Source organism: Thiohalorhabdus denitrificans, from assembly GCF_001399755.1.
In the GTDB taxonomy this organism is placed as follows: Bacteria; Pseudomonadota; Gammaproteobacteria; order Thiohalorhabdales; family Thiohalorhabdaceae; genus Thiohalorhabdus; species Thiohalorhabdus denitrificans.
The window spans coordinates 16,506-39,179 of record NZ_LJCP01000010.1 but is presented as its reverse complement, the minus strand read 5'-3'; the positions used below and the strand labels follow the sequence as shown (position 1 = coordinate 39,179).

21 protein-coding genes are annotated in these 22,674 nt (G+C 65.4%); 13 read left to right on the top strand and 8 right to left on the bottom strand.

The genetic code is table 11. The features are described from left to right. Positions 1-54 precede the first annotated feature (54 nt). From AN478_RS14845 to AN478_RS06990, 8 genes are all read left to right on the top strand, one after another. Positions 55-1,299 carry a transposase gene (locus AN478_RS14845; protein ID WP_399353894.1) on the top strand — a complete coding sequence of 415 codons (1,245 nt, stop codon included), beginning with the start codon at positions 55-57 and terminating at the stop codon, positions 1,297-1,299. An 887-nt stretch (positions 1,300-2,186) separates the two neighbouring features. Continuing rightward, positions 2,187-2,531: a hypothetical protein gene (locus tag AN478_RS07020; protein ID WP_054965915.1), complete on the top strand. Its 345-nt coding sequence runs from the start codon at positions 2,187-2,189 to the stop codon at positions 2,529-2,531. Between the two features lie 58 nt (positions 2,532-2,589). Further along, positions 2,590-3,099 carry a 3'-5' exonuclease family protein gene (locus AN478_RS07015; RefSeq protein WP_054965914.1) on the top strand — a complete coding sequence of 170 codons (510 nt, stop codon included), beginning with the start codon at positions 2,590-2,592 and terminating at the stop codon, positions 3,097-3,099. Between the two features lies 1 nt (position 3,100). Then, positions 3,101-3,616 carry a 3'-5' exonuclease family protein gene (locus tag AN478_RS07010; RefSeq protein ID WP_054965913.1) on the top strand — a complete coding sequence of 172 codons (516 nt, stop codon included), beginning with the start codon at positions 3,101-3,103 and terminating at the stop codon, positions 3,614-3,616. A 1-nt stretch (position 3,617) separates the two neighbouring features. Then, entirely contained in the window at positions 3,618-4,100 is a 483-nt protein-coding gene (locus AN478_RS14100) for a hypothetical protein (RefSeq protein WP_054965912.1), read from the top strand. Further along, positions 4,084-4,374, top strand: coding sequence for a DUF2442 domain-containing protein (locus tag AN478_RS14095; protein WP_054965911.1), 291 nt, complete (start codon positions 4,084-4,086; stop codon positions 4,372-4,374). The genes AN478_RS14100 and AN478_RS14095 overlap by 17 nt, the downstream gene beginning before the upstream one ends. Positions 4,375-4,433: 59 nt before the next feature. Beyond that, entirely contained in the window at positions 4,434-5,156 is a 723-nt protein-coding gene (locus AN478_RS06995; protein WP_054965910.1) for a metallophosphoesterase family protein, read from the top strand. 12 nt (positions 5,157-5,168) lie between these two features. After that, entirely contained in the window at positions 5,169-5,744 is a 576-nt protein-coding gene (locus AN478_RS06990) for an HAD domain-containing protein (protein WP_054965909.1), read from the top strand. A gap of 9 nt (positions 5,745-5,753) precedes the next feature. Here the strand turns inward: AN478_RS06990 and AN478_RS06985 are convergent, their stop codons facing one another. Continuing rightward, positions 5,754-6,254, bottom strand: coding sequence for a DUF29 family protein (locus AN478_RS06985; RefSeq protein ID WP_054965908.1), 501 nt, complete (start codon positions 6,252-6,254; stop codon positions 5,754-5,756). A gap of 48 nt (positions 6,255-6,302) precedes the next feature. Between AN478_RS06985 and AN478_RS06980 the strand changes: the two genes are divergently transcribed. The 4 genes from AN478_RS06980 to AN478_RS06965 all read left to right on the top strand — a co-directional run bounded on the left by AN478_RS06980 (position 6,303) and on the right by AN478_RS06965 (position 10,103). Further along, positions 6,303-6,770 carry a hypothetical protein gene (locus AN478_RS06980; protein ID WP_054965907.1) on the top strand — a complete coding sequence of 156 codons (468 nt, stop codon included), beginning with the start codon at positions 6,303-6,305 and terminating at the stop codon, positions 6,768-6,770. Positions 6,771-6,958: 188 nt separating this feature from the next. Beyond that, entirely contained in the window at positions 6,959-7,357 is a 399-nt protein-coding gene (locus AN478_RS06975; RefSeq protein WP_054965906.1) for an MbcA/ParS/Xre antitoxin family protein, read from the top strand. 797 nt (positions 7,358-8,154) lie between these two features. Beyond that, positions 8,155-9,240: a site-specific integrase gene (locus AN478_RS06970; RefSeq protein WP_054965905.1), complete on the top strand. Its 1,086-nt coding sequence runs from the start codon at positions 8,155-8,157 to the stop codon at positions 9,238-9,240. A 179-nt stretch (positions 9,241-9,419) separates the two neighbouring features. Beyond that, positions 9,420-10,103: a hypothetical protein gene (locus AN478_RS06965; protein ID WP_143004085.1), complete on the top strand. Its 684-nt coding sequence runs from the start codon at positions 9,420-9,422 to the stop codon at positions 10,101-10,103. A 344-nt stretch (positions 10,104-10,447) separates the two neighbouring features. On the opposite strand, the gene AN478_RS06960 is transcribed toward AN478_RS06965, so the two are convergent. The 3 genes from AN478_RS06960 to AN478_RS14840 are packed head-to-tail and all read right to left on the bottom strand — an operon-like array spanning position 10,448 to position 12,694. Then, positions 10,448-11,035, bottom strand: coding sequence for an HD domain-containing protein (locus AN478_RS06960; protein ID WP_054965903.1), 588 nt, complete (start codon positions 11,033-11,035; stop codon positions 10,448-10,450). Positions 11,036-11,039: 4 nt separating this feature from the next. Beyond that, positions 11,040-12,407: an ATP-binding domain-containing protein gene (locus AN478_RS06955; protein ID WP_054965902.1), complete on the bottom strand. Its 1,368-nt coding sequence runs from the start codon at positions 12,405-12,407 to the stop codon at positions 11,040-11,042. Continuing rightward, a complete protein-coding gene (locus AN478_RS14840) occupies positions 12,320-12,694 on the bottom strand; it encodes an NERD domain-containing protein (protein ID WP_074471290.1) in 375 nt (124 codons plus the stop codon). The genes AN478_RS06955 and AN478_RS14840 overlap by 88 nt, the downstream gene beginning before the upstream one ends. A gap of 1,316 nt (positions 12,695-14,010) precedes the next feature. On the opposite strand from AN478_RS14840, the gene AN478_RS06950 reads away from it, so the two are divergent. Further along, positions 14,011-15,105, top strand: coding sequence for an ADP-ribosylglycohydrolase family protein (locus tag AN478_RS06950; protein WP_054965901.1), 1,095 nt, complete (start codon positions 14,011-14,013; stop codon positions 15,103-15,105). A gap of 184 nt (positions 15,106-15,289) precedes the next feature. On the opposite strand, the gene AN478_RS13945 is transcribed toward AN478_RS06950, so the two are convergent. From AN478_RS13945 to AN478_RS06935, 4 genes are all read right to left on the bottom strand, one after another. Beyond that, positions 15,290-16,006, bottom strand: coding sequence for a hypothetical protein (locus AN478_RS13945; protein WP_143004084.1), 717 nt, complete (start codon positions 16,004-16,006; stop codon positions 15,290-15,292). A gap of 203 nt (positions 16,007-16,209) precedes the next feature. Beyond that, positions 16,210-19,401: a helicase-related protein gene (locus tag AN478_RS06945; protein ID WP_054965900.1), complete on the bottom strand. Its 3,192-nt coding sequence runs from the start codon at positions 19,399-19,401 to the stop codon at positions 16,210-16,212. Continuing rightward, on the bottom strand, positions 19,398-21,194 hold the full coding sequence (locus AN478_RS06940) for a phospholipase D family protein (protein ID WP_054965899.1): 1,797 nt from the start codon (positions 21,192-21,194) through the stop codon (positions 19,398-19,400). Before AN478_RS06940 ends, AN478_RS06945 begins: the two co-directional genes overlap by 4 nt. Further along, positions 21,194-22,420, bottom strand: a complete 1,227-nt coding sequence (locus AN478_RS06935) for a DUF6361 family protein (protein ID WP_054965898.1) — start codon at positions 22,418-22,420, stop codon at positions 21,194-21,196. Before AN478_RS06935 ends, AN478_RS06940 begins: the two co-directional genes overlap by 1 nt. Positions 22,421-22,674: the final 254 nt, after the last annotated feature.

Sequence of the window (22,674 nt, the reverse complement as noted above, 5' to 3'; positions counted from 1 at the left end):
ATTTTGTCGCTAATTCCGTCCTCATTCATCGCGGGCCCTAGACAAAAGTATGGCGTGAGGACCTTTCCCTTTATAATCAGATGTGTCCAAGCCAAAGATACAAGGGAGAAGCCTCACGCCACGGGTGAAAGCGTAGAACTGCTCCGTCCTTCGTTCAACCGGTCCGTGGTCGTCGAAGCCCGGGAATCCAACCAGAGCAGCGACGCCGGACTGCTGCTGGTCTGCAATTTCCTGGAACGAGCCGGCACCTTCAGCTTTTTGGGGGAACGACTCGCCGATCCGCGGGATCCCGGGCAGGTCACGCACCCGCTGCCCGACCAGATGCGCATTGTGATCGGTCTGCTCGCCCATGGCTGGGGCGATCTGGCCGACGCCGAGGGCCAAGCCAATGATCCGCCGCTGCGGGTCACCGGCAGCGGTCATCGGGGACTGAGCCCGCTGGAGGTGGCCCCGCCCTCGCAGCCGACGTTGTCCCGTCTGCTGGGTACGCTGACCACCGAGGCCTACCGGGCCGTGCTCCACGAGGCCGTGCTTCGGCTGGCCGGCCAGCGCCTGCGGGCCGCCAATGGCGGCCACCGCAAGCGTCGCCTGATCCTGGACTTCGACGGCATGGCCATCGGCGTCGCCGGCCACCAGGCCGCCTCGGCCTACAACGGCCACCTCGGCGGGCGGGTCTATTACCCGCTCATCGCCCTTGGGGATCTCCGCCCGGCGAACGGGTGGCGCCCAGTACGTGCCCGACTTGGCCCGATCCAGCAGGGATCGGAGATTGTCCGGAAGCTCCCGGACATAATCCTGCGCGGTCTGCCCATCGACACCCGGCGCCCCGTCCTTGCGGGTCCGCCGGAAGGCTGCAAACAGCCAAGCCTCGTCGATGAAGTGGGCAAGCGGATTAAGCGGCTCGTCCGGGTGCGCCTCCGCAATGGCCGCTATCCGCTGGAGTCTCGAGGAGATGGGATCCGAATCCTTGGTTTCGGGCATCGTTCCCTCCAGCAGTTCCATCGCCCGGCAGCCCCTTTCCTCCACCGGGTCGCCCGGGGCGGCTTCCCCGGCTTCCTTGGTACTACGGGCTGCTCCGACTTCCTGCCGCCCATCCCAGCGGCTTCGGTCTCCCCTCGCCGTCTGGTACCACCGCTGCGCCCGCGTTTCGCTCCCGCTGGTCGCGGCGCACCAACCAGGGGCCTGGGCCTTCCGACCGGTGGCCCGCAACCGCGCTCGTACGGTGGGAGCGACAGGACCTCCCAGGTTCCCAGGGAACCCCACTGCGAACATGCCCTGGTCTTAGACCGCGGCGGGTGACTCGACCAAGCCGGTACAGCCGAGCCGTATTGCCTTCCGCTAATGGAACAGCGTCGGCTCCCGCAATCCGCTCCTTTCGCGGCTCCATACAGGGCCTGCCCGCTCACCGCCTACGCTTCACGTCATCGGTTGCCCGAGGACGCGCAAGGCTGGTTTCCGGCTGGTGGCTAGCCTTGGCCGGGAGGGTTTGCAACCCTCAGGGTTCCAGCACACCTTTTCATGGTCTATTCCAATCCCAGGCGTCTGAGCTTCGCCTGGCGCACTCCATTTGCGGCGTCGAGGAGCCTTTTTTCGGACCGCTCCGGACTGAATAGACCCCTCTTGTTAATCGGACAAGTCCCGGGCCCGTGGGGGGTGGCTGTCCCGGTCCGGGACATTACCTCCTGGCTAGCTGCCGTTCCGGAACCGGTGATTTGGTCGTTTTTTACTGGAAATTCCATCCCTTCAGGAGAAAGGGTAGCCTCCAGAAATACTCAGGCCCGGTGCAAGCCCCCCTTCTCCTGGCCCCTCTTTTGGCCTGGACTTCGAACCCTCTCTGTAGGGAGGCCGGCCATTGCCTGGTGGCCAATCCGCCCCCGTGCACTCCTTGACTTTGGAGTCGCCCCCGCCGGCGGCATTCCTCGTCCTTTCGGGCAATACTTGACGCTTTCCATGGCCCGGACCCTGGTGTTGTAGGTTCTCCCTCCGCCTTCCCACCCTTTTCTGTTGACCCCAACCGACTTCGGACAAAATTGTCTTGGTTTTTGACAAAAGACAAAATCCCTGGTAAAATCAAAAATGGATTTTTGGGCGCCCAAGAACAATAGAATCCCCGAATTTTGGCCCCGGCCGGGAAACCCCCGACCGGGGCCTTTTTGCGTTCGAGCCCAGCCACGGAGGAGCTGCCCATGTACCCAACCGACGCTTTCGCCCATCCCTTTATCAAGGCCCGAGCCATGCGGGCCCTGCGGGACGAGCCGCAGAAGGACCAGACCATCGCCGACCAGCGGGCCGAGATCCGGCGGCTCCGGGAGGAGATCGTCCGGCTCCAGTCCCGGCTCAAGCGGGCGAACGCGGAAAACCAGGATCTCCGGGAGGCCAGGGAGATTGCGAGGAACAGCGCGGAAAAGGCCGACGCCGACTTCCATGTGCTCGCCGAGGTCGCCAAGGAGTTCCGAGCCGAGGCTGGACTCCCTAAAGGGGAACTTGAGAAACGCTTCGATCGGAAGCGCGCGGAGCGGAAGAAGGGCTAGGAGGCCGGAACCCTTCCTCCTCCTACCTCCCCTCTTTTGCCGCCCAGAAAGGCCGGCCATGCCGTTTTTCCTCGACTGCGAGGCGGCCAGCCTCGATGAGACCTACAGCTATCCGATCGAGGTGGCCTGGGGCTGCCCGGACACCGGCATCATCCGCAGCTACCTGATCGACCCGACCGGGGTGGAGACCTGGACCGATTGGGATCCGGCGGCTCAGGCCGTCCATGGCCTGAGCCGGGGCTATCTCCGGGAACACGGCCTGCCGCCGCGCCAGGTGGCCAAGGAAGTCCTGCGCCAACTCTCCGGCGAGGTGGCAATGGCCACGGCCTGGGATGACAAGGGCTGGGTGGACGAACTGACCCTGCGGACCCGCGGCGTGATCGCCTCCATCCAGTGGCGGAACGCCCAGGCGCACTTCCTGGAGCTTGCCCGCAAGGACCAGGACTGGGCCGAAGAGGCCCAGCGCCTGGCCTGGGAGCGCCTCGAAGCCCAGGGCGTCCACCCGCACCGGGCCGCGAACGACGTGCGCCACCTGATGGAGACCCGGAAAATCCTTCTGGAGGGCTGAAATGCCGATCTTTTTGGATTTCGAGGCTTCCGGCCTCGGCCCGGCCAGCTACCCCCTGGAGGTGGCCTGGGGCGACACGCAAACCGGCGCGGTGGAAGCCCACCTGATCGACCCCACCCCCATCCCAGAGTGGGACGACCCCATCGACACCACCGCATGGATGATGCACGGCCTCAGTCGGGACTACCTGGCCGCGCACGGCGAGCCTCCGGATCGGGTGGCCCGCCGGATGAACGAGGCCCTGGCCGGCCGCACCGCCTACTGCACCGCGATCCACTACGACGGCATGTGGCTCGGGGAGCTTTTCGCCGACCCGGAATGGGAGCCCGCTTTCGGGCTCCAGGATGTGGACCGGCTCTGGGAAGGCTTATTGGCGGGCGGCCCTGCGGAGCGCATCGAGCAGGCCGACGCCGCGGCCTGGAAACGGATGCAGGCCGAGGGATGGCAGCCGCACCGCGCCGAGGCCGACGTGCGCCATCTTATGACCATGTACCGGATCCTGGCGCTGGGGTACTGACATGAAAGACCTGAATTGGACCCGGGCCCTCGAAATGGCCGGCGAGGGCGACCTGGAAGAGATCGAGGCCGTGCTGCCCTTCGATGCAAACCCCGAGGGCGGCCACGCCTCCATCATCGGAACCATGGCCGGCACCCCCGTCAGCATCCGCCCCAACCAGGACGCCCCGGAGGAGGTTCCCGAGTGGAAGCTGCCCAAGACCGAGCGGAGCTGGTCGCTCGCGGACGCCGATTGGCTCGCCCGGCTGCTGCGCGGCGAGGACCTCACCGTTTGGACGGCCACCCAGCAGGAGTCGGCCCTGGATGATCTCGACGCGGCGCTGGACCGCCTGCGGCGGTCCCGGGACGCCCTGCCCGGTTACCAGGGCACGGACTTGGATTGGGCCGTGGCCAGCCTGCGCCTCGCCATCGTCGAGGCCGAGCGGGCTAGGGAGCGGATTCTGGCTGGCGAAGCCAAGGAGAGCAACGGTGACGGACCCCAATAATCACCAGGGGGAAGAAGCCAAGCCTCTGCACGGAGCCCAGGTCCAACGGATCACCGAGGCAGGCATCGAATTGGCCGTGGATAGCGAGACCTTTTGGCTGCTCTACGCGGACTACCCCTGGTTCGCGGAAACCTCCAGGGCGGCCATCGAACGGGTGGAACGGCATGGCCCTGACCATCTCCACTGGCCTGACCTCGATGTAGACCTGTCGGTCACCGGCTTGCGCGAACCCTGGCGATTTCCGCTGCAAGCCAAGCCGTGGCCGGAGAAGTGATCGAGAGCCTGCGTCACTACGCGGAGGCTCTCCGACTGCCTTGGAAGGAGGACTTAGCCATGCCCGGCCTACTATTTGTCGGCGATCCCCACGGGGAGTTCGGCCCCGTGTTTGACCGGGCCGCCGAACTCGGCCCCGAGGCCATTATCCTCCTCGGCGACCAAGCCCCGGAGTCCGATGGCCTTCTCGCGCTCCTGGAAAAGGTCGCCCCCGTCTACTACATCCTGGGCAACCACGACACCGACACCGTGCGCGAGGGCCCGGAGGACGAACCGGCCTACCCCTACCTGGAGCGCCACCTGGCGGAGCTGCCCCGAGACCGCGACCTAACTGGTCGCGTCGTGACCCTGGGCGGGTATCGGGTCGCCGGGCTCGGCGGGATCTTCCGCAGCAAAGTCTGGGAGCCGCAAAAGAACGGGGTGCGCTACGAGACCCGGCAACGATGCCGGCGCGACACGCCCCGGCATACCCGCTACCGGAACGGGCCGCCGGCCAAGCAATGGTCCTCCATCTGGCCGGAGGATTACGCCGCCCTGGAGCGCCAGCAGGCGCACATCCTGGTGACCCATGAGGCCCCGGAGAGCCATCACCACGGCTACCGCGAACTCGGCGACTTGGCCCGGACCATGGGCGTCCGGGCCCACGTCCACGGACACCACCACACCGGCTATCAGGCCCGGATCGAGGGCGGCGTGCTGGTGACCGGCACGGCGGTCCCCGGCCAGGACGGGGCCAAAGGCGTGGTCACCCAGGCCCGGGTGCTGGGCGAGGCCGCCTTTTAGGAGCCGAGGAATATGGACGACACCAGCCCAGAGCGGATCGTGTTCCTCGATTTTGACGGGGTGTTGAATCGCAGCAACACCTGGCCCGCGCCGAGGTCGGAATACGACCCGGCCCGGAACCTCTCCTGGGACAGCTACGGAGAGCGGGTATGGCGGCTCTGCCCCTCCCTGGATGGCCAGGGCCAGGCCCTGGTGATCCTGGAGTGCGCCCTGGTGGCTCGGGCGCGCGAGATCGTGGAGGCCACCGACGCCCAGGTGGTGATCTCCAGTTCCTGGCGGGCCACGGTCCCCCTGGACGAGATCCGCACCCTGCTGGAGGCCGCCGGATGGCCGGAGCCGCCCCTGCTGGGGACCACGGATCCCGACCTGTTCGAGGACGCCTGCGCCCGCTGGCAGGAGGTGACCGACTGGCTCCGGCGCTGGGGCCAACCCCAGGCGTGGGTAGCCCTCGACGATGATTGGGGAGCCCCGGAGGATCTGGACCTGCCGGTGATCGAGGTGGACCCCACCCGGGGCCTTACGGAGGCCCAGGTCAGCGAGGCCATGCTGCTACTGTTCGACCCGCCCCTGGCGGGCGACAAAGCCTGACAGGGCCGCTCAAGCCCGCCAATGCGGGCTGGTCTCGGGATCCTCCAACAGGTCCTCCAGCGTGAATTGGGGCTTGGCCATCTCAGGCGGCTCCAACCCGGCTCTGTACCAAAGCAGGTTGGCCTGGTTGCGGCCGGCCTCGTTGATCTCATCCATTTTTTGCTCGAGTTCGTCCCGGATGCTGGGCGAATTCTCCAGCATTCTCTTCAGCCACCATCGTCCATCCAGCCGGAGTTGGAGCCAATATTCCAACAGCCCCCGGGGCAGGCCCTGTTGCCGGCCGGCGGGCCCAGCGATTAGCGCGGCGATCAACTGTTCCGCCGAATCTTCGGCCTGGGATACCTGGGACCGGGCAAGGTCGAGGATCTCGTCGGCCAAGGTCTCCGGGTCAACGCCGGGTATCGCGGCCCCATGCTCCTGGATCAGCTGCGCCTGCTCCCGCACCCAACGGACGTAATCGACCTCGTAAAGCTCCTCTGGAGGCAGTTTTTCGTAGTCTTCATCGGCCATAAGTAAGACTCCCGATTTCCAGCCCCTCAACCTGGTAAGGAGACAACCATGCCCCTGCAACAAAACATCACCCCAGCCGACCGGCTCAAGCAAGCCCACCCGGACATGCTGGGCATGGCCACCCTCTCCATTCGGGAAGCCTGGATCCCTCTGGTGGAGCGAATGATCCAGGAACTGGAACGTCTCCAAAACGACCGTGGGCCCCTGCCGGCCCCGCTGTGTTTTACCGCGATCTACGAGCGGTATGGCGGGCTTGCCCTAGACCCCAGGCCGGAGGAGATCCCCAAGGGAGACTCTTACCGGGAGCCCATGCTGCGCGCCCAGCAGGAGGCCCTGCGGACCTGCCACCGCTGCGGGGAGCCCGGTAAGGTCCAGGTCATGGGCTGCGACGGGGCCGCCGTCCACCTGGAGGCCCTTTGCCCCTGCTGCACCCTGCGCCTTGCGGCCGGTGAGCCTCCCAGCGATTATCGAGAGATCCTGGACCGGCTCCTCGAAGAGGGGGCAGCGGATCCCTGACCTGTTTACGTCCTCCTGCCTCCGCCGTTTTATTGGGCAAAAAAGGGCCTGCATTGGCCCTTCCCGAGGACAAAGGTGGAACCACCCAAGCCAGAAGGTGGCGGAAGGTCATATCGGGCTTGCATGACCAGGCAACCTCGTGAGGATAGATTGGTCTCTATCCACTCTCTACAAGGAGGGATGTGCCCATGGGGAATGCCGCTGAGGGAACTCCGGAAAGCCGGGAGAAACAGGCCCGGGTCGGCTTAGAGGTCTTCTGGAACATCGCGGACAAGTGGGACCTAACTCCCGGACAGCAGCAGACCTTGCTGGGGGTCGGGGAGTCCACCTTCCACCAGTGGCGCCAGAGCCCGCCCCGGGAACTGTCCCGGGACACCCTGGAACGGCTCTCCCACATCTTCGGCATCTATAAGGATCTACACCTTCTTTTTCGGGAGGAGGAGAACGCCGACTCCTGGATCCGACGCCCCAACAAGAACCCCCTGTTCGGGGGTCGGCCCGCCCTGGACCTGATGCTTACTGGGGAGGTTTCGAACCTGTTAATGGTTCGGCGGCACCTGGACACCCAGCTGGAGGGGTGGGCATGACCTTCCTTCCCGGCCAGTTTCCCTAACCCGTTACCGGATGCTCTCCGCCCGCCCCCCCTGGTCCGCGCCCAGAAGAAGGTCTTGCGGCCCTGCCCCCGTCGTGGGGGGACCGCCCTTGGATTCTAAAGAAAGAAAGCAGCCCTTCTACCTAGAACCCTTTCCGGCCCCCCAGTCCGGCCTAAAACCCAAGCCCGGCCTGGGGACGGATACCTGCCCGTTACAAACACCACTCTTCTCCAATACCAGACTTCCTCCCCCCGTTACAGGAGCTCGACCCCCGAGGGAAATGTAACGGAACCTCGGGCACCCCGATCCGGCCATGCGGGGCCAAATGGCGCCACCCAGCGCAATGCGGGGCCCTCGGCTTCGGCTCGACCGGTCCGCCTCCGGGGACGGCGCCGATTGGCGCCATCCCTCTCCGTCTGCCCGTTGGCGATCCTCTTCCCAAGCGGCGCCATTTGGATATATCCCCCCTGGGTCCGGCAAAAGCAAACCTCGGCGAATCCTAGGGGTCGGCCGCCTAAGGGACGGGGAAGAAAGACTGCGGTCCACCAGTTACTTCCTATAATTCATATTCCGGCCGCTTCCGCCCGGCCCGGCAGGCAGGCCGCGTTCCGGAACCAGGTGGGACCCGGTTCCGAAGCGACGCCCCGGGGGCAGGCGAGCGCCTCCCCTGCCCTCTTCCTTCCCCAGCTAGCTCCCATAACCGAAAAAACCGTTTTGGGGGGAGCTGTCAAAACCCCGGGGTCCCCGTACCCTCCTGGGCAGCAGCTATCCAGGATCGCCGAGGAGGCCCCATGTCCCACTTCCCCGCACCGCTTGGCCGCCAGCTCGACGGGCTGCCGCCCGAGGTCCGCGCCGACGCCGAGGCGGCCCTGGGCTACATGGGCCACACCCGGGCCGAGAACACCCATTCCGCCTACAGCAGCGACTGGCGGCTGTTCGAGGCCTATTGCGAGGCCCACGGCTTCCCCGCCCTGCCCGCCCCGCCCGGGGCCGTGGTCACTTGGCTGGCGTGGATGGCCCGGCCCACGCAGGAGTCCGATCCGGTCCAGCCGGGCCGTCCGGCTTTTTCCCCCAACACCATCGCCCGGCGTCTGGCCGCGCTGAACGCCCGGCACCGGGACCACCGCCTTTCGCCGCCCGGTGACCACGTTGAAGTCCAGAAAGTCCTCGAGGGAATCAAACGCCACCGCGGCACGGCCCCGGAGGGCAAAACGCCTCTGCTCACCGAGGACGTGCGCCGGATGGCCGGGCTGTGTCGCCGCGACACGGCCGCGGGGCTCCGGGATCGCGCCCTAATCCTCCTGGGCTTTGGCGGGGCCTTCCGCCGCTCCGAGCTGGCCCAGCTGAACGCCGAAGACATCCAGGTGCCCCCCGGCGGCAAGGGCCTCATTGCGACCCTGACCCGGTCCAAGGGCGACCAGCAGGGGGCAGGACGGGCCGTGAGCGTGCTGCGAAAGGAGCCCGACCTGTGCCCGCTCCAGGCCTTGCGGGAATGGATGGAGGCCGCGGGGACCGGGCAACCGGGCGGTGACCTGGCCGATGCGGGCCCCCTGTTCCGCGCGGTCCAGCGGAACGGGCGGATCCCGGCCGTGATCCGGCACCGCCGGCGCCGGGGAGAACCCTTGGAGGAACGGCCGAACCGGCTGAGTCCCCGGTCCATAGGGGCGATCATCAGCCGCTACGCCGCGGCCATCGGCCACGACCCGGCCTCCATCGGAGCCCACAGCCTGCGCGCCGGCTACGTCACCTCCGCTCTGCTGGCGGGGGCTAGCCTGAACCGTATCCAGGACGTCACCGGACACCGCGCCATCGAGACCCTGATGATCTACTACCGCCATAGCGGGGCCTGGGAGGACCACCCCTCTTCCCTGCTCTAAAACCTTACCCGCCCTACAGGAGGCCTGCTTTGCCAGAGAATTCCGGACAGAAAGCCAACCCCATCGCCGAACCCACCCTGGAAGGCGGCCACCAGGGCCGGTGCGCCGAACTGCCCCGGATGGGAAAGGTCTCGTGGCCCGAATGGCACCGTGTGGGACCCGCCCCCGACCCGGAGGTAATGCTGGAAGCGAGAATCGAATTGGCGGGGACGTTGTTCCGGCTGGTGGCCTGCCGGGTGGTGGCGCCCGAGGCGGCCGGATGGACGGAGCATTCCGAGCGGGGAGACAACCGCGAATTGGAATGGAACCCCGAGGCCGAACGGGACTGGTATCGACAGACCAATTCCCCTACCTTTGAAACCCTCGACCCTGAGGAACCCCGGGTGGAGAAAACCACCCTTATGGAACGGCTGGACCATTGGTGGTGGGACGCCGTCCTGGAGATGGAGGCGGAGGACAGTATTCCCTTGCGCCTCCCCGGCCTGGAAGGCGCCTATGTAGTCATCGGGTTCTCGCGGCACGGCCCTCCCCCGCGGAACGCCAAGGGATCTCTGGACGGGGACCCGATTGCCTATGAGAAGCACGAGCCCGGCCTGGGACAGGAGCTGCTCGGTGTCGTGGAGATCGGAGAGGGGCTATTGATGGACCTCTGGGGGATCGCCGGTGTGGAGGGCAATCCGGAAAGGGAGAACAATTTCCTGCCCGCCTCCAGCCGGTTCGAGGCAAAGGCTGACCGCCTATCCATCCAGTTCGGCCCGTCTCCCAAGGAGGGGCTTCTGCCTGCACTGGACTTCCGGGGCCGCCACTATTTGGTTACCTTGCGCTCCATCACCTATAAGCTGGACGGGGTGTACGACCAGTAGCGGAGGACCCGCAAACCGGAACAGGACCCCGGACTACCCTCCGGGCCTTCGGAGTGGCGCCATCTGTACCCGGCCGAACCTGCATCGCCCCATCCTGGATCAGGTGGCCCCGGATGGCGCCATCCGGCTAAAAATCGCGCCCCGAAGAGTTCGCATTTTCCCTGCCCCCGGAATCTGCGGAAGGATGCCCACCACAGGCCTTTCGGGCCCCGCCTCCGCCGTCCACCTTCCCCTCCGGGACAGGATTCGTCCCCTCAGAAGGGCAGTGATATCTCTCGGGGGCTTGGCGGAACCGTGGAAAAGCAGCGTATTCCGCTTGTTTTTCAGACCCCACCAGGCTTCATTCAACCCTCCCTCAGGGATTCGAGCGTACCAAGCACCCGATCCAGCTCCCCGGTAAGCCCCGGCAGGGCCCGGGCATCCAGGGTGTCGAGCACCCCTCTATAAAACCACAAGGTGTCCTCCGGTCCCGCATTGAACCGCTCCCAGAGCGCTTCCCCCTGGTCCCGGTAATCCGCGAGCAACGAGCGGGCGTTGTGGAGCTTGTCCGCCGCGGACACCCGCTGAACGGGCTCGGGAGAATCGCGAAGATGGGCGATGTAGGCCTCCTTGCGCTCGCGCCACGGCGGCTTGGGCTGGGTGTCGGCGTCGCTGCAGGCGTCCACGATGCCGGCCACCTTGTCTCCGAAGCGCTCGCGGATCTCTTCGACGGTTGTATCGGTATCCTCCACCAGGTCGTGGAGCAGCCCGGCAATGGCCTCGTCCTCGTCGCCGCCGTTCTCCAGGACCAATGCGGACACCGCCATCAGGTGGCTGATGTAGGGGATGGCGGTCCCCTTGCGGTTGTGGTCGCGGTGGCGCTCGCTGGCCAGTGCGAGCGCCCGGTCGAACCGCTCGCTCAGGGGTTGGAAGGCTTCTTGGGGGGGTGCCATCGGGTTAGCTGGCCTCCATGAACCGTTGGTTTTCGGGATTGGCCTCGGCCACCAGCATCTCCAGGCGTACCGTGGCCCGGGTCATGCCGGTATAGATTCGTTCCAGATCTTCCGTCAGCCGGTCGGCACGGGGGTCAACATCCGTGAGGATCGCCGCCGGGGCCTGCTGTCCCTTGAACCGCCCTACGGTCTCCAGGCGGATATCGCCTTCGGACATGACCTGGCGGTCCTCCGCGTCGTATTCCCCGGTAAAGCGGGACAGGCGGAAGCTTCCCAGGGTATCCACCGGCCACAGGGGGCAGGAGCCCATCCCCCGGACGGTCAGGATTACGATCTCGTCCTTGGCAAAGCCCATCCGGACCAGCTCTTGGAGGCGGTGGGCGAGCCGCTTCTGTTGGTCCGCGGCGTCGGTGAAGGCGGACACCCGCACGCCCAATCCCGGCAGGGGATTGGCGGCGGTGAAGTCAAAATCGAGGCTGTTCTGGATGAACCGGGCGATGGAATCCGGCGTCCGGTAGTTCTCCGGGCTGCGGTACCCGACGAAACCCGGGAGACCGACCTCCCGGTTGGCGCGCACGTTCTGGTCGGGATCCTCCATCCAGAGCATGTCCGCATCCCCGGCCGCGAACAGCTGCAGCCCCTCGAACCATTCCTCCTTGAAGTCCTGCCCCTCGTCCACGATCACCGGATCGAACTGCCATTCTGGGGCCACCTCGAACTCCAGAACCCGTTCCATCAGCTTGTCCCAGAACTCCGGATCCCGATTGACCTGCTGGAAATCCGGCCGGTCTCCCTGAGCCTCCAAAAAGTCCGCGAGCAGCTGGTGCCAGGTGCTCACCCGACCGCCCTCGGGCAACCGCTGGCTGAGCTGGTTGGCCAGGGGCCGGTTGAAGCAGACCAGCATGGGTTTGCGGCCCTCGGCCAGGGCCTGCCGGTAGAAATGGCCGGCCACCTGGGATTTGCCCGACCCCGCCGCCCCTTTCAAACGCAACCGCAGCGGGGACATCTCGATGCGGTCCAGCACCTCCGCCAACCCACCGCTCAGCCGGGTGAAGGTCTCCTGGTGGTAACCGATGTGGGCGTGGATGTCGGGGACGATCTCGAAGGTATGCCGGAAGAACTCATGGACCCGGCGCCCCTGGGCCGAGCGGATCTCCGACCGGCCCGACAAAAGGTGCTGGATCCGCTCCACCAATTGGTCGGCCTGAGAGGCGTCCACCACCCGTTCCGCGTCCAGACCCACCGCATTCAGGTCGGCCACCCGATGATCGGGGCAATAAACAATCACCCCGGTTTCCAGCTTCCCCTGCTTGCCGTGCATCCGCTGGAATTTCTGCAGGACCTGTTCCTGGGCCCGGCGAATCTGCCGCACCGGGTTCTTCCGCGACTCCCCGTGCTCCTTCCAAACCCCTGCCCATCCTCGGTAAGCGGCCCATTCTTCTGCTCGATCAACAGGACCTCGCCGTCGTTATTGGCGACGACGAAATCGATCTCCCCGAAGACGGGCTTGCTCCCGTATCCGTGGGACCAATGGACACTGTGGAAGGCGGTGTAGCGGCTTGGCAGCTTGTCCCGAAGGATGCGAAGAGTGGCGGACTCTCCGGGGTGGATATCCTCCAGGCCCAGGTCGGTGAGGTCCGAGGGAATGAGATAGGCCACGGGGCGCCTCCTTGGTGGGGCCCCATGGGTACCGGACCCGGCCCCGGAAGACAACCTTGACGGACAGGCTTGTTATTTTCTCCAGGACTGCGACAACGCTTGTCGCAAACGACCATTAAGGTTTCTTTGTTGCCTCGGGCCTAGGCCAGGCTGCTGGCAAACACGAGGGAAGCCCACAACTCCAGCCCTCTTGGTGAAGACGACCAAAATAGCCCTTTTTGGCACTATTCTTCTAGCCGGGTGTCCGCAACGAACTGTCGGGCTAATGACACAGCCCAGCCCCGCACCAGGGCGGGACTTCCAGATGTCCCGGCTACCCTTATCACCAACCCACTGTCCGGGTACTCTGTCTTCGAAAAAAGACAGGGGTACCCACCATGAGCCATCCAGGATTCGTTTATCTAGTGGAAACAACATCTCCGGAGGGAAGCTGGGCAAAGGTTGGGGTAGCAGCCCGGATTACGCGGGTTCAGGACCATGAACGCAGCGGTTGGCGGATGCGGTTCAATTCATTTGAGGAAAATTACCTTATCGAGGACCCCAGGCTTCTTGAGCAATCCATTTTGGCTAACTACCCCACGACTGGTGACTCCCGAATTTGTCCAGCATGTGGTGCTTCCAAACCGCCAGTAGGACGTAATGGCTCCGACGGTCTTACTGAGGTCATCCATCTGGACTGTTTCCCAGATCTTCCGGAGCGATTCGGGGACGCCTGGAAACATGCGAAGCGCCTCCCACGCGACCAAGCGGCCCCAGTAGCCTTCGATCCCGCCCAGGTAACTCCCCCTGGCTTTCAATTGGCCGGGGACCCTTGGGTACAGCACCCCAACATGGAGCCCGCAAGCTACGGGCATTATCCCTGTAACGTTTTATGCCTAAAGGGTGTCGCGCCCTCTGAAGCATTGGACGTGATTGATGATGCTTGGAGGGAGGGGGCCTCTGATATCCGACGTGAATTATGGGACAGATTTGGGGAGCTAATCCTCAACAAAAATCTTCTACCCTCTCAGAAAGCCAAGGGATCAGGGGCAAAAACCAAATCACGCGTGGCTGAATTCCTTAAGGGCATGGCCCGCGAACCCAAAGTCAAAGTGTTGCTACTTAGCGTCCGGAAACCAGGGCGCCTATATGCTTACATAGAAAATGTATAACAAGTTGTCCTGGCAATAGCCGCTGAACCTCTGGATGTAGGCGTTTTCCATTGGCCTCCCAACCACGGGCCCGGCCGGAACACCATTCATCAGGCTATGGCCAGGCACTGAATCTGGACCTCCTTGCTGGGCCACGGCCCCCCAGAACTTTAAAAGGGATAGTGATTGAAAAATCAGGACCGAAGCCTGTATCGCGGCTGCCTGCTCGGTGGCGCTGTAGGAGATGCCCTCGGGGCGCCGGTGGAGTTCTATAGTCGTCAGTCCATCCTGGCCGAGTACGGTCCCGGTGGGATCCGGGACCTGGCCCCGGCCTTCGGGCGGATTGGCGCCATCACCGACGATACCCAGATGACCCTGTTCACCGCCGAGGGAATGCTTCGCGCCCATGTGCGGGGCTGCATGCGAGGCATCACCACCTACCCGGGCGTGACGGCCTATGCCTACCTGCGCTGGCTCAGGACCCAGGGCGTTGAGCCCCGGGCCCGATGCGAATCCGACGGCTGGCTGATCCAACATCCAGAGTTGTTTGCCCGCCGCGCCCCGGGCAACACCTGCATCCAGGCTCTGGCCGCCCTGCAGGAGCTCGGGGACGGGGCGGACAACCACAGCAAGGGTTGCGGGGCCGTGATGCGCGTGGCCCCGGTGGGGCTCTACTACGCCAACTGGGCGGGTGTGGATGGCAAGCGGACGGCCAACGCCTTTAACACGGCTGCGGAGATCGCCGGGATCACGCATGGCCATCCCACCGGCCAGCTCGCCGCGGGCTTCCTGGCAGTGGTGGTCGCCGAACTGGCGCGGGGGGAGGATCTCCAGGTAGCGATAGCCGGCGCTAAGAAGGAACTACGGGAGCACCGTAACCACGAGGAAACAACAGCCGCTGTGGAGCACGCGGAACGCCTTGCGGTCACCAATCCCGGCGATCCCCAATCTCTTCCGGAGCTGGGCCAGGGCTGGATCGCCGAGGAGGCCCTGGGGATCGCGCTATATAGCGTCCTATCCACGACGACCCTGGAGGAGGCCGTGACCCTCGCCGTCAACCACGACGGCGACAGCGACTCCACCGGCGCGATAACCGGCAACCTGGCCGGCGCCCTCTACGGAGAGGAGGCCATCCCGGAACGGTGGCTGGAAGCCTTGGAGCTACGCGAGGCCATTTCGGCCATGGCCGAAGATCTTCATGAATTTCCGAACTGGGGAGTCAGCGAGTACGGAGATCAGGAGGTCAACGATTACTACTGGGCCCGTTATCCTGGGGAGTGAGCCCACAAAGGGCCCTTCGACGCGCTAAAGGGATCTTTCCACTTCGCCGATGCGCGGCGCCAGCAGAAAAATCAGGGTGATGAAGGTCCGCTGGTTGCGGCAACCGCGGGCCCGCGCCCGAGCCGCCTGAAAAATGCTATCGGGCCCCTCCAGCTGGGCACTGGAGGCGGTGTACCCCAGCTACTCAACCCCCTACGCCCATTCGTTGGAACTGATCCCCCCATCGATTTGTAAGGTCCGCCAAGCCAGCTTCCAAAGGTGATCCGTGACGACTCTGGCCTAGGAGGATGAACAAGACATGGGGAGTTCGTATGGCCTCGACCAAAGGTGCCCCTGTTCGCCCGCGCAGGTTCTGTGCCAAGCGTTCGGCAAAGGTCTCCCGCTCCTCCCGCGGGAAATGCTGGTAGATCAGCAAAGAGCTACCGGTATCCCAGAGTCGGTCGACCTCCGACCAGCCTAGGTATTTGGACGAGCCCTTCCTTCCGACCGGGCAGGAGGGAACTTCCAGCCCGTTGTCCGGATCTAGGAAAACCAGGTCGGCTGATCTTGCCCATCCAAGCAAATTGGAAAACCATTTCGCGCGCTGTTGGGAGTCGTCTGGGACCATGGCTGGATAGAAAACCGCCGAACCTAACAACCCGGACTGCTCGATCATGGCCACGTTGGGAGGTTCAGGAGAAGGTTCCCCCAATCGGGCTGCCAAAGTGTCGAAAAGCGCGGGATCATAGCCTCGCCATTTATCCGGCTTGGTCAGATAGTCCCGCTTTTGGCCATCTGCTCCCTGATCGTCCGGGGTCATCATCCATGTAACCAGCATTTGGCCAAGTCCTGGCTCTGATAGGGTTCGTAAAAGGCTGTACTTGCGGTAGTCGTTGACGTCGCCGAAATATTGGTTTTTCAAGGCATCCTCTCGCCTGGCTTCCCAAAAAAGCGATTCCGCTTAGCAAGGATCCGGGGGCAGATCAGCTTTTTGCGCAACGTTTGGCTGGTTTTTCCCCGACGGCCTGCTCGCATCCCTAGACGCTCGGCGAATACCATTTGCGGCGTCGAGAAGCCGTTTTGCGGCCGTCAGCCGCCTATACTATGGCACTGGGAGAGGGGCCATCATGGATAATCCATATTTCCGGGGTTGAGAAGGGCCCGTGTGGGGCTGAGCTGGATTGTCCACTCACTGAGCTGCTCGGTGGATACGTCCGCCTCCCCCAGCATGGTCAAAAGCTCTTCCTGCCTGGGCTGGCCGAAGACCACTCGGTAGGTAGCCAACTGATGCTTCAGGCGGCGGAAAGCTTCCACCTCCCGGGTGTAGGGGAGCGCCGGCACATGGCGCTGCACCTTGAAAGGCCCTGGAGCAATCCAGAACGGAATCAAGTCGTTGGCCCCTTTTTCGCGGGCCGACCGGTCCGCCACCGAAAACAGAAGTTCCCAGAGGTCAGCCCCGGGCGCCCACCCCGCTCTGGCATCCTTTCCAAATTGGTCGGCCACGTTTCGGCGCACCGCGTGGCCCTTGTAGCGGTGGATCCGGCCTTCCCGCTGCTCTAGATCCACGGGGTTCCCGGGGAGGTTCCAATGGACCAAGCGATGGCACCAGGGATGGAAATCCAGCCCCTCCTGCCCCACCGAGGTGCTAGTCAGCACGAAGGGCCGAAAGGGGCTATTGAAGGCGGCCCGGATGGCGTCCTGGCTGACCATCCCCTCCTCGGTGCGGAGGTCGCCGAACCGCTGGGCGAAGGTGGTCCGGATGCGCAGCGTGTTGGGCTCGAGGCCCCCGTTGCCATCCGGCTGCAGAAAATGGGCATGGACCCGCGTCGGGCGCGGATCGATGCGCGCGGCCAATTCCTCCACGCAGACCTCGGCCACCTTGTCGGCCGGGGCTTCCTTGGACCAGGCATGCTGCTCCCAGGCCAGGTGCCAAGTTTCGTCCATGACGGCCTGGAGGTTCCCGTCGATGCAGTAGCGCAGAACGCGCCGCCAGTAGACGTGCTCGCCCAGGGCCCCTTCCCTGCCTTCCAGCTGCTCCAGCAGTGACATGACCGCCGGCCGGTTGAACAGGTTCCAGTAGGCCTGGGCAAACCGGGTGGCAAGGGTCCGTCGCTTTTGGTCCGACAGGGCGGCCGAACCCAAGGTACGGGTCGCTATGACCCCCGGTGCGCCCAGCGCCAAATCAGTCAGATGCTCGGCCAAGCCCTCCGGCTGTGGCCCCAAGGAAGCGGGATCCAGCTCCAAAAGGTCCTGGAGGTACGCGGGGAGGACATCGGGGTTGGGTTTCCCGGTCTCTTCCGGAGACGCAGATGCCCAATACTGGAGGAAGTCCCGAAGCCCGGGATCCAACAGCAGGGGCGCCATGTACTCCCAGCGGGGATCCGGCTCTTCGGCCGGGTCAGCCTGCCAGTCCAGCTCCCCGAGCATCGCCTCGATCCGCCCCCGAACCCAGCCCCGTACGTCGGCACCCTCCGGGGCTGCCAGAGGGTGCGCGCAGTCCGCGAGCACGGTGCTTGGCATGAGCAGCAAGAGCAGGCGGTGGCGGGAGCGAGTCCGGTTCTGTTCCCCGAGCCGCAGCAAGGGGCTGCGCTGCTCCCAGTAGTCTTTCAGGGCCCCGCCGGTCATGCGCCGCTCAGCCTCGTAGCTGAGCACACCGCTCACCACGTCGGGCACGAAGTTCCAGGCGGAGAACAGCAGCGTCTTGGTCCGATGGTCCTGCCCCTGGAATGGACCTCCGAGGGACCAGTACGGCAGGGAGGGGGGCATCCACAGCAGCTTCCAGAGGCCCGTGTCCAGCAGCTCATTGACCATGGAGCGCAGCTTGGCGTGGCTCGGATCCATCCGCTCCCACCGGGCGAGCGCATTACGGTCCAGAAAGGCATCCGGATAGCTGTCCAGCACCCGCTTGAGCTTGTCCGGCTGTCCCTCCCGGGCCTCCCGCACCCGCTCGTTGACCTTGTATCCCTGCATGAAGTGCGGGAGGTAGGGGCCGGCCTTCCAGTAGGCCATGGGGTCTCGGTCCCCCACGGCGGTGAACCAGGCGTCGGCGGCCAGATACTGCCGCACATCGCCCGGCGCGAGACTCAGGTCGGTTCCGTGCTCCTCCACCATGGCGTCTTGCTCGTCGCTCGCCGCCACCCGCTCGGTCCGGGCCATGATGGCCTGCAAGCATTCCTCGGCCGCCTGCCTGGCAGCCACCACATCGTGGCTTTGCCCTTTCGCAGCACGCTTGAGCTCCCGGCCGAAGGCCGCGAGGCGTTCCTCCAGGACGGCCACACGCACCTCGTCGTAATCCAGGAGGAACCGGGTGGTGGCGAGGAAGTCCCGGTAGTGATTGTCTTCTTCTTCCGCGTCCGCGGTGTAAAGCTTGTAGGGCGTGGCCGAAAGCAGCAGGGTGTGGACCGGCTCGCCCCGGGCATTGCGGGTATGGAACAAGCGCTGGGCCAGCTTCGCTGCCGCGTCGGGTCCGGCCTCGTCCTGGTTCACCAGCGTCTTGAAGCGCTGGAATTCGTCCAGGATGACCAGGTCCGGCTCCAGCGCCTCGATGCAGACCTCGGCGAGGTGTTGCCGCAACTGCCCGGTCAGGCGGTCCCGCTTGCGGCGCGCCTCGTCGGGGTACTCCCCGTTGGGGTATCCCTCCGGCCCCTGAAGGAACCAGCGGTCGATGGCCGCCTCCAGTTCACCGAGCAGCCGCTCGTCGGCCTGGACCCGCTGCTGGAAGCGCTCCTTGATGCCCGGCTCCAGGGGCCAGGAACTGCGCAGGGCCTGGCGCCAGCGCTCCGTGCCCACCCAGCCTTGCAGCAGGTTCTTCAGGCCCGTTTTGGCCGGCACCACCTCCTCCAGCAGCCAGTACAGGACCTGCCGCTCCTCGGATTTCCCGCCGGAGCTGCGCAAATCGAAGGAGGTACCCGGGGTGAAGCTGACGAAATTCGCCTTGGGGAGGGAGCCCTCCTTTCCGTCGGCCTGCCGTTTCTCGGGCGCCATCTCCGTGGCGAGCATGGTCAGGCGGGTGGCGTGAGCCTCGGCATCCTCCGCCTGGCCTGTCACCTGCAGCTTGGGGAGGTTGGAGCGGGCGATGTTCTGGTTGCTGCAGATGTAGATAACGTCGATGCGGTCGGTGGTATCCCAGAGATGGTCCAGACCCCGGGCGATGATGCCCCGCGCCACCAGAGTCTTGCCCAGGCCCACCTCGTCGGCCACCAGGAAGCGCCGGGTGCTGCCCTCCGCCTCGAACAGGCGGTGGAAGGCGTGGTCCACCGTGCGGCGCTGGAAGGACTTCAGGGGGGCGAGAATGGCTTCCGGATCGGGACGACTCACGTTTGGGCCTCCTCTTGCAGCGCCGCATCAACGGCCTGCCAGATGGCGTACAGGTCCTCCGGAACCACCTGCTCGCCGCTAGCGCCCTCCTCCGCCAGGTCCTCCATGATCCGGCGGACCGTATCCAGGCGCTCGGGGTCGCGCGAGGCTACGCGCAACAGGTCCTCCAGGATGGTCTCGGCCTGCAGAGGCACGCCGCGATCCTGCCTCTGGCCCTCTTCTCCCCCGGTCTCGGCCCAGTCCACCAGCCCTTCCAGGCCGCCAAGCAGGGCGCGCAGGAAGGCCAGGAAACGCTCGGGAGAATCGATCAGGGTCCGGAGCACCCGGTGCATGCGCCCCTCGGGCAGGCCCTCGGCAGGCAGCTTCGCCACCAGCGTCACGTCGTCCACCTCCGCCGCGGCGCGCAAGCGGAAGGCCACGAACGCGGTGAGCCGCTCCATCCCTAACGGCCATTCCATGGACACGCCCCAGGGGCGTGCGTGATCCCTGCCCAGTGTGACCGGCCAGGCCTCCACGGTGACACCGTCCACTTCCGGGACCGAACCTTCGATCCGCCACTGCCAGTAATCCTCCCCCGGGGCGCACTGGATGGTCAGCCCGGCGTTCAGGAGGGCGTCCCGCTGTCTTTCCAGGGCCTGCTGGGCGTCCTTCTTTGCCTGGTCCTCCTCGGCAGCCTCATGGCGCTGGTATTTCATGCACAGGCTGGCGAAGCCCCCGTCCCAGAAGGCGTCGATGCCCCTTCCATCATCGGCGCCCTCGGGCTTCAGTGGCGCCTCCAGGCGCGCCATCACCTCCACGTTCCGCCCCCGGAACGCCGCCGGCGTCAGGTTGGCGGAGCCCAGGTACCACTGCACACGGTCGCCGTACTCCGCCGCGATCAGCTTGGCGTGCAGCCCGGAGGGACGACCGGCCGTATCGTCCCCGGGCTCATCCAGCGCGGCCTCCATCAGCACGTGCTGGTTCTCCCAGGGCTTCAGGGCGTCCGCCGGCAGGGCGTCCAGGGCCTCGGCGCGGCTGACCAGGCGCAGTTCCTTCGCCTCCTGGCCTGCAAGGCTATCCAGGGCTCCCTTGCCCACGAAGGGGGAGACCGCAAGAAGCCGCTGGGCCCCAGCCACCGGCTGCCACAGCCCACCGTCCGGGCCGTCCAACCCCAAGGTTTGAAAGGCAATGGGATCCTGGAAGCCGTGGGGAGCCGGGAAAGCGGTGCGGGCCAATTCATCGGCGATTCCTTCGAGGGCGGCCTCCAGCTCCGGCCCCAGTGGCTCGCGGCCCAGACTGGGTAGGCGCCGGACCAGGTCCGCCAGCGGCTGCGAGGCCGCCTGCGCTTCTTCCCCGGGCGGCGCCTCGCTAACCAATGCCACGTCCCAGGAACGGTCGAAAGTGAGGTTGCGGGAAGCCACCGCCACGCGCAGCAGCGGCTCGTCCTCTCCGCTCAGGAACCGGGCCACCCACACCTTGGGGTGGAAGGCCCCGCCGCCGGGGGCTCGGACGGGATGGACGCTGGAATCCAGGGCGCCGTACAGGTCCCGCTGGACACTGGGCAGGGCGATTCCCGCCTCGTCCACGTACACGTGGACGCGGTCCGAAGCCTCGCGCAGGGCCTGCAGCAGCAGGACCGGGTCTTCCAGCAGATCCTCTACTCCGCCATCGGCCTGGGCCAGCACCGCCAGCGGCAGGGCCAGCAGCACCTCCAGGTCCAGGCTGTAGGTGGTCATCACCGTGCGGTCGAGGCGGTAACCCGCCGGGGGCCGGAGGATGTTCGTGGCAACTTCGCGGGCGTCCGGGGAGAGCATCAGCGGGCCAGCCCTTCGTGGAGGTCGGTCAGCAGGGTGCGTACCTGCGGCCAACGGAAGTCCATCCGGCCAACCCCGACATCCCCACGCCAGTCGAGCAGGCGGCTTTCGTTGACCAACCGCGCCCGGGGCCCCTTGAGGGCCCGTTCCCGCTGCTCCACCAGATCCCGCAGGGCCTCGCTTTCGGCCACCTCATGCGGACCTACTGCTGCTACTCCATAGGTCCACCGTTCCACGAACCGCTTGAGGGGCGCCTTGATGGGGGCGCCGTGCCGGGCGCCCAGATCCCATAACGCCTCGGGGTCGAATTGGGCCTCCTGGGCCTCGCGACCGGCCCACTCGGCCAGGGCCTGTTCGTACTTCTCGATGCCCGCCTGCTCTCGCCCCTGGGGATCCCCATAACGCTTTTTCCGAGTCTCGGCGAGCACCAGGTTGTAGAGCAGCGGCGCCCCTTCCAAGTGGAGGGAGAACCGCCGGCCCATCTCAACAACCTCCTCAAGCCGGGCAGGCAAGTTGGGCCGGCCGGGGATCTGCCAAAGCCACGGCACACTACCCAGGTCCTTTGCACCCTCCCGCACCAGCCAGGCCAGCAGGCTGTGGGGAACATTGGCCTCGATGCAGCCGCGGACGAACTCCGCCTCCTCGGCGGTCAAGTCGAAGCTAGCGGACTCGAGCAGATCGTCGGGGGGGTCAGGCAGGTGGGGATTCCAGGTTTCCTCACGATCCTGGGCTACCCCGGTATCGTCGGAGTGGCCTACCGGAGCCGGGCTGGCCAGCTCCCGGAAGCGCCGGAAATACCAGCTCTGGCTCTGGTTCGGATCGAAGATGCCCCAACGCACCAGGGCCGACCAGTAGGCCTGGCTGGGCAGGCGGGACAGGCTGCTCCCGGCGTAGGCGCCGATGATGCCCTCCTGGTCTCCGAAATTCTTGAGGGCATCCACCAGCCGGAGCTCCAGGGCGCGCGCCTCCGCCGCCACGTCCCTTACTTGGCTAGGCCGGGCCTCCAGCTGCCGGTAGAGCCAGGGAATGAACAGCACATAGCGCAGGCGGGTGTGCAGAACGGAAGTGCCCGGAAACAGGGCGTCGGATAGGAAATCGCGAATGGGCCCCAGGCCCAGCTCGTCAATGGTGCCCTGCTCGTTGAACAGGTCGAGGACCCGCCGGACCTTATCGCGATCCGAAGCGGTGAGGTCAATCCAGGTCAGAAAAGCTGGGTTGGCGTTCATGACCGCCCTTTCGCCAGCATATTTATGATCAGCCGGTCAAGGTCTCCGACTGGTGGATCGCGGACGAGCCTCTCGGGGAGTGAGGGCGGCGGATTCAACTTGCAAGTGCAAAACCGAGCTGTTCGCTCGGGACTTCCGTTGTGTCCGGACTCGGAGGAAGCCACACAATCCTCCGAGTCCGGACAGCTGTCTGGCCTCGGGGTAGGTGACATTTCCCCGAGGCCAGACAGCTACCTCTCGGCTCAGGGTGCCAA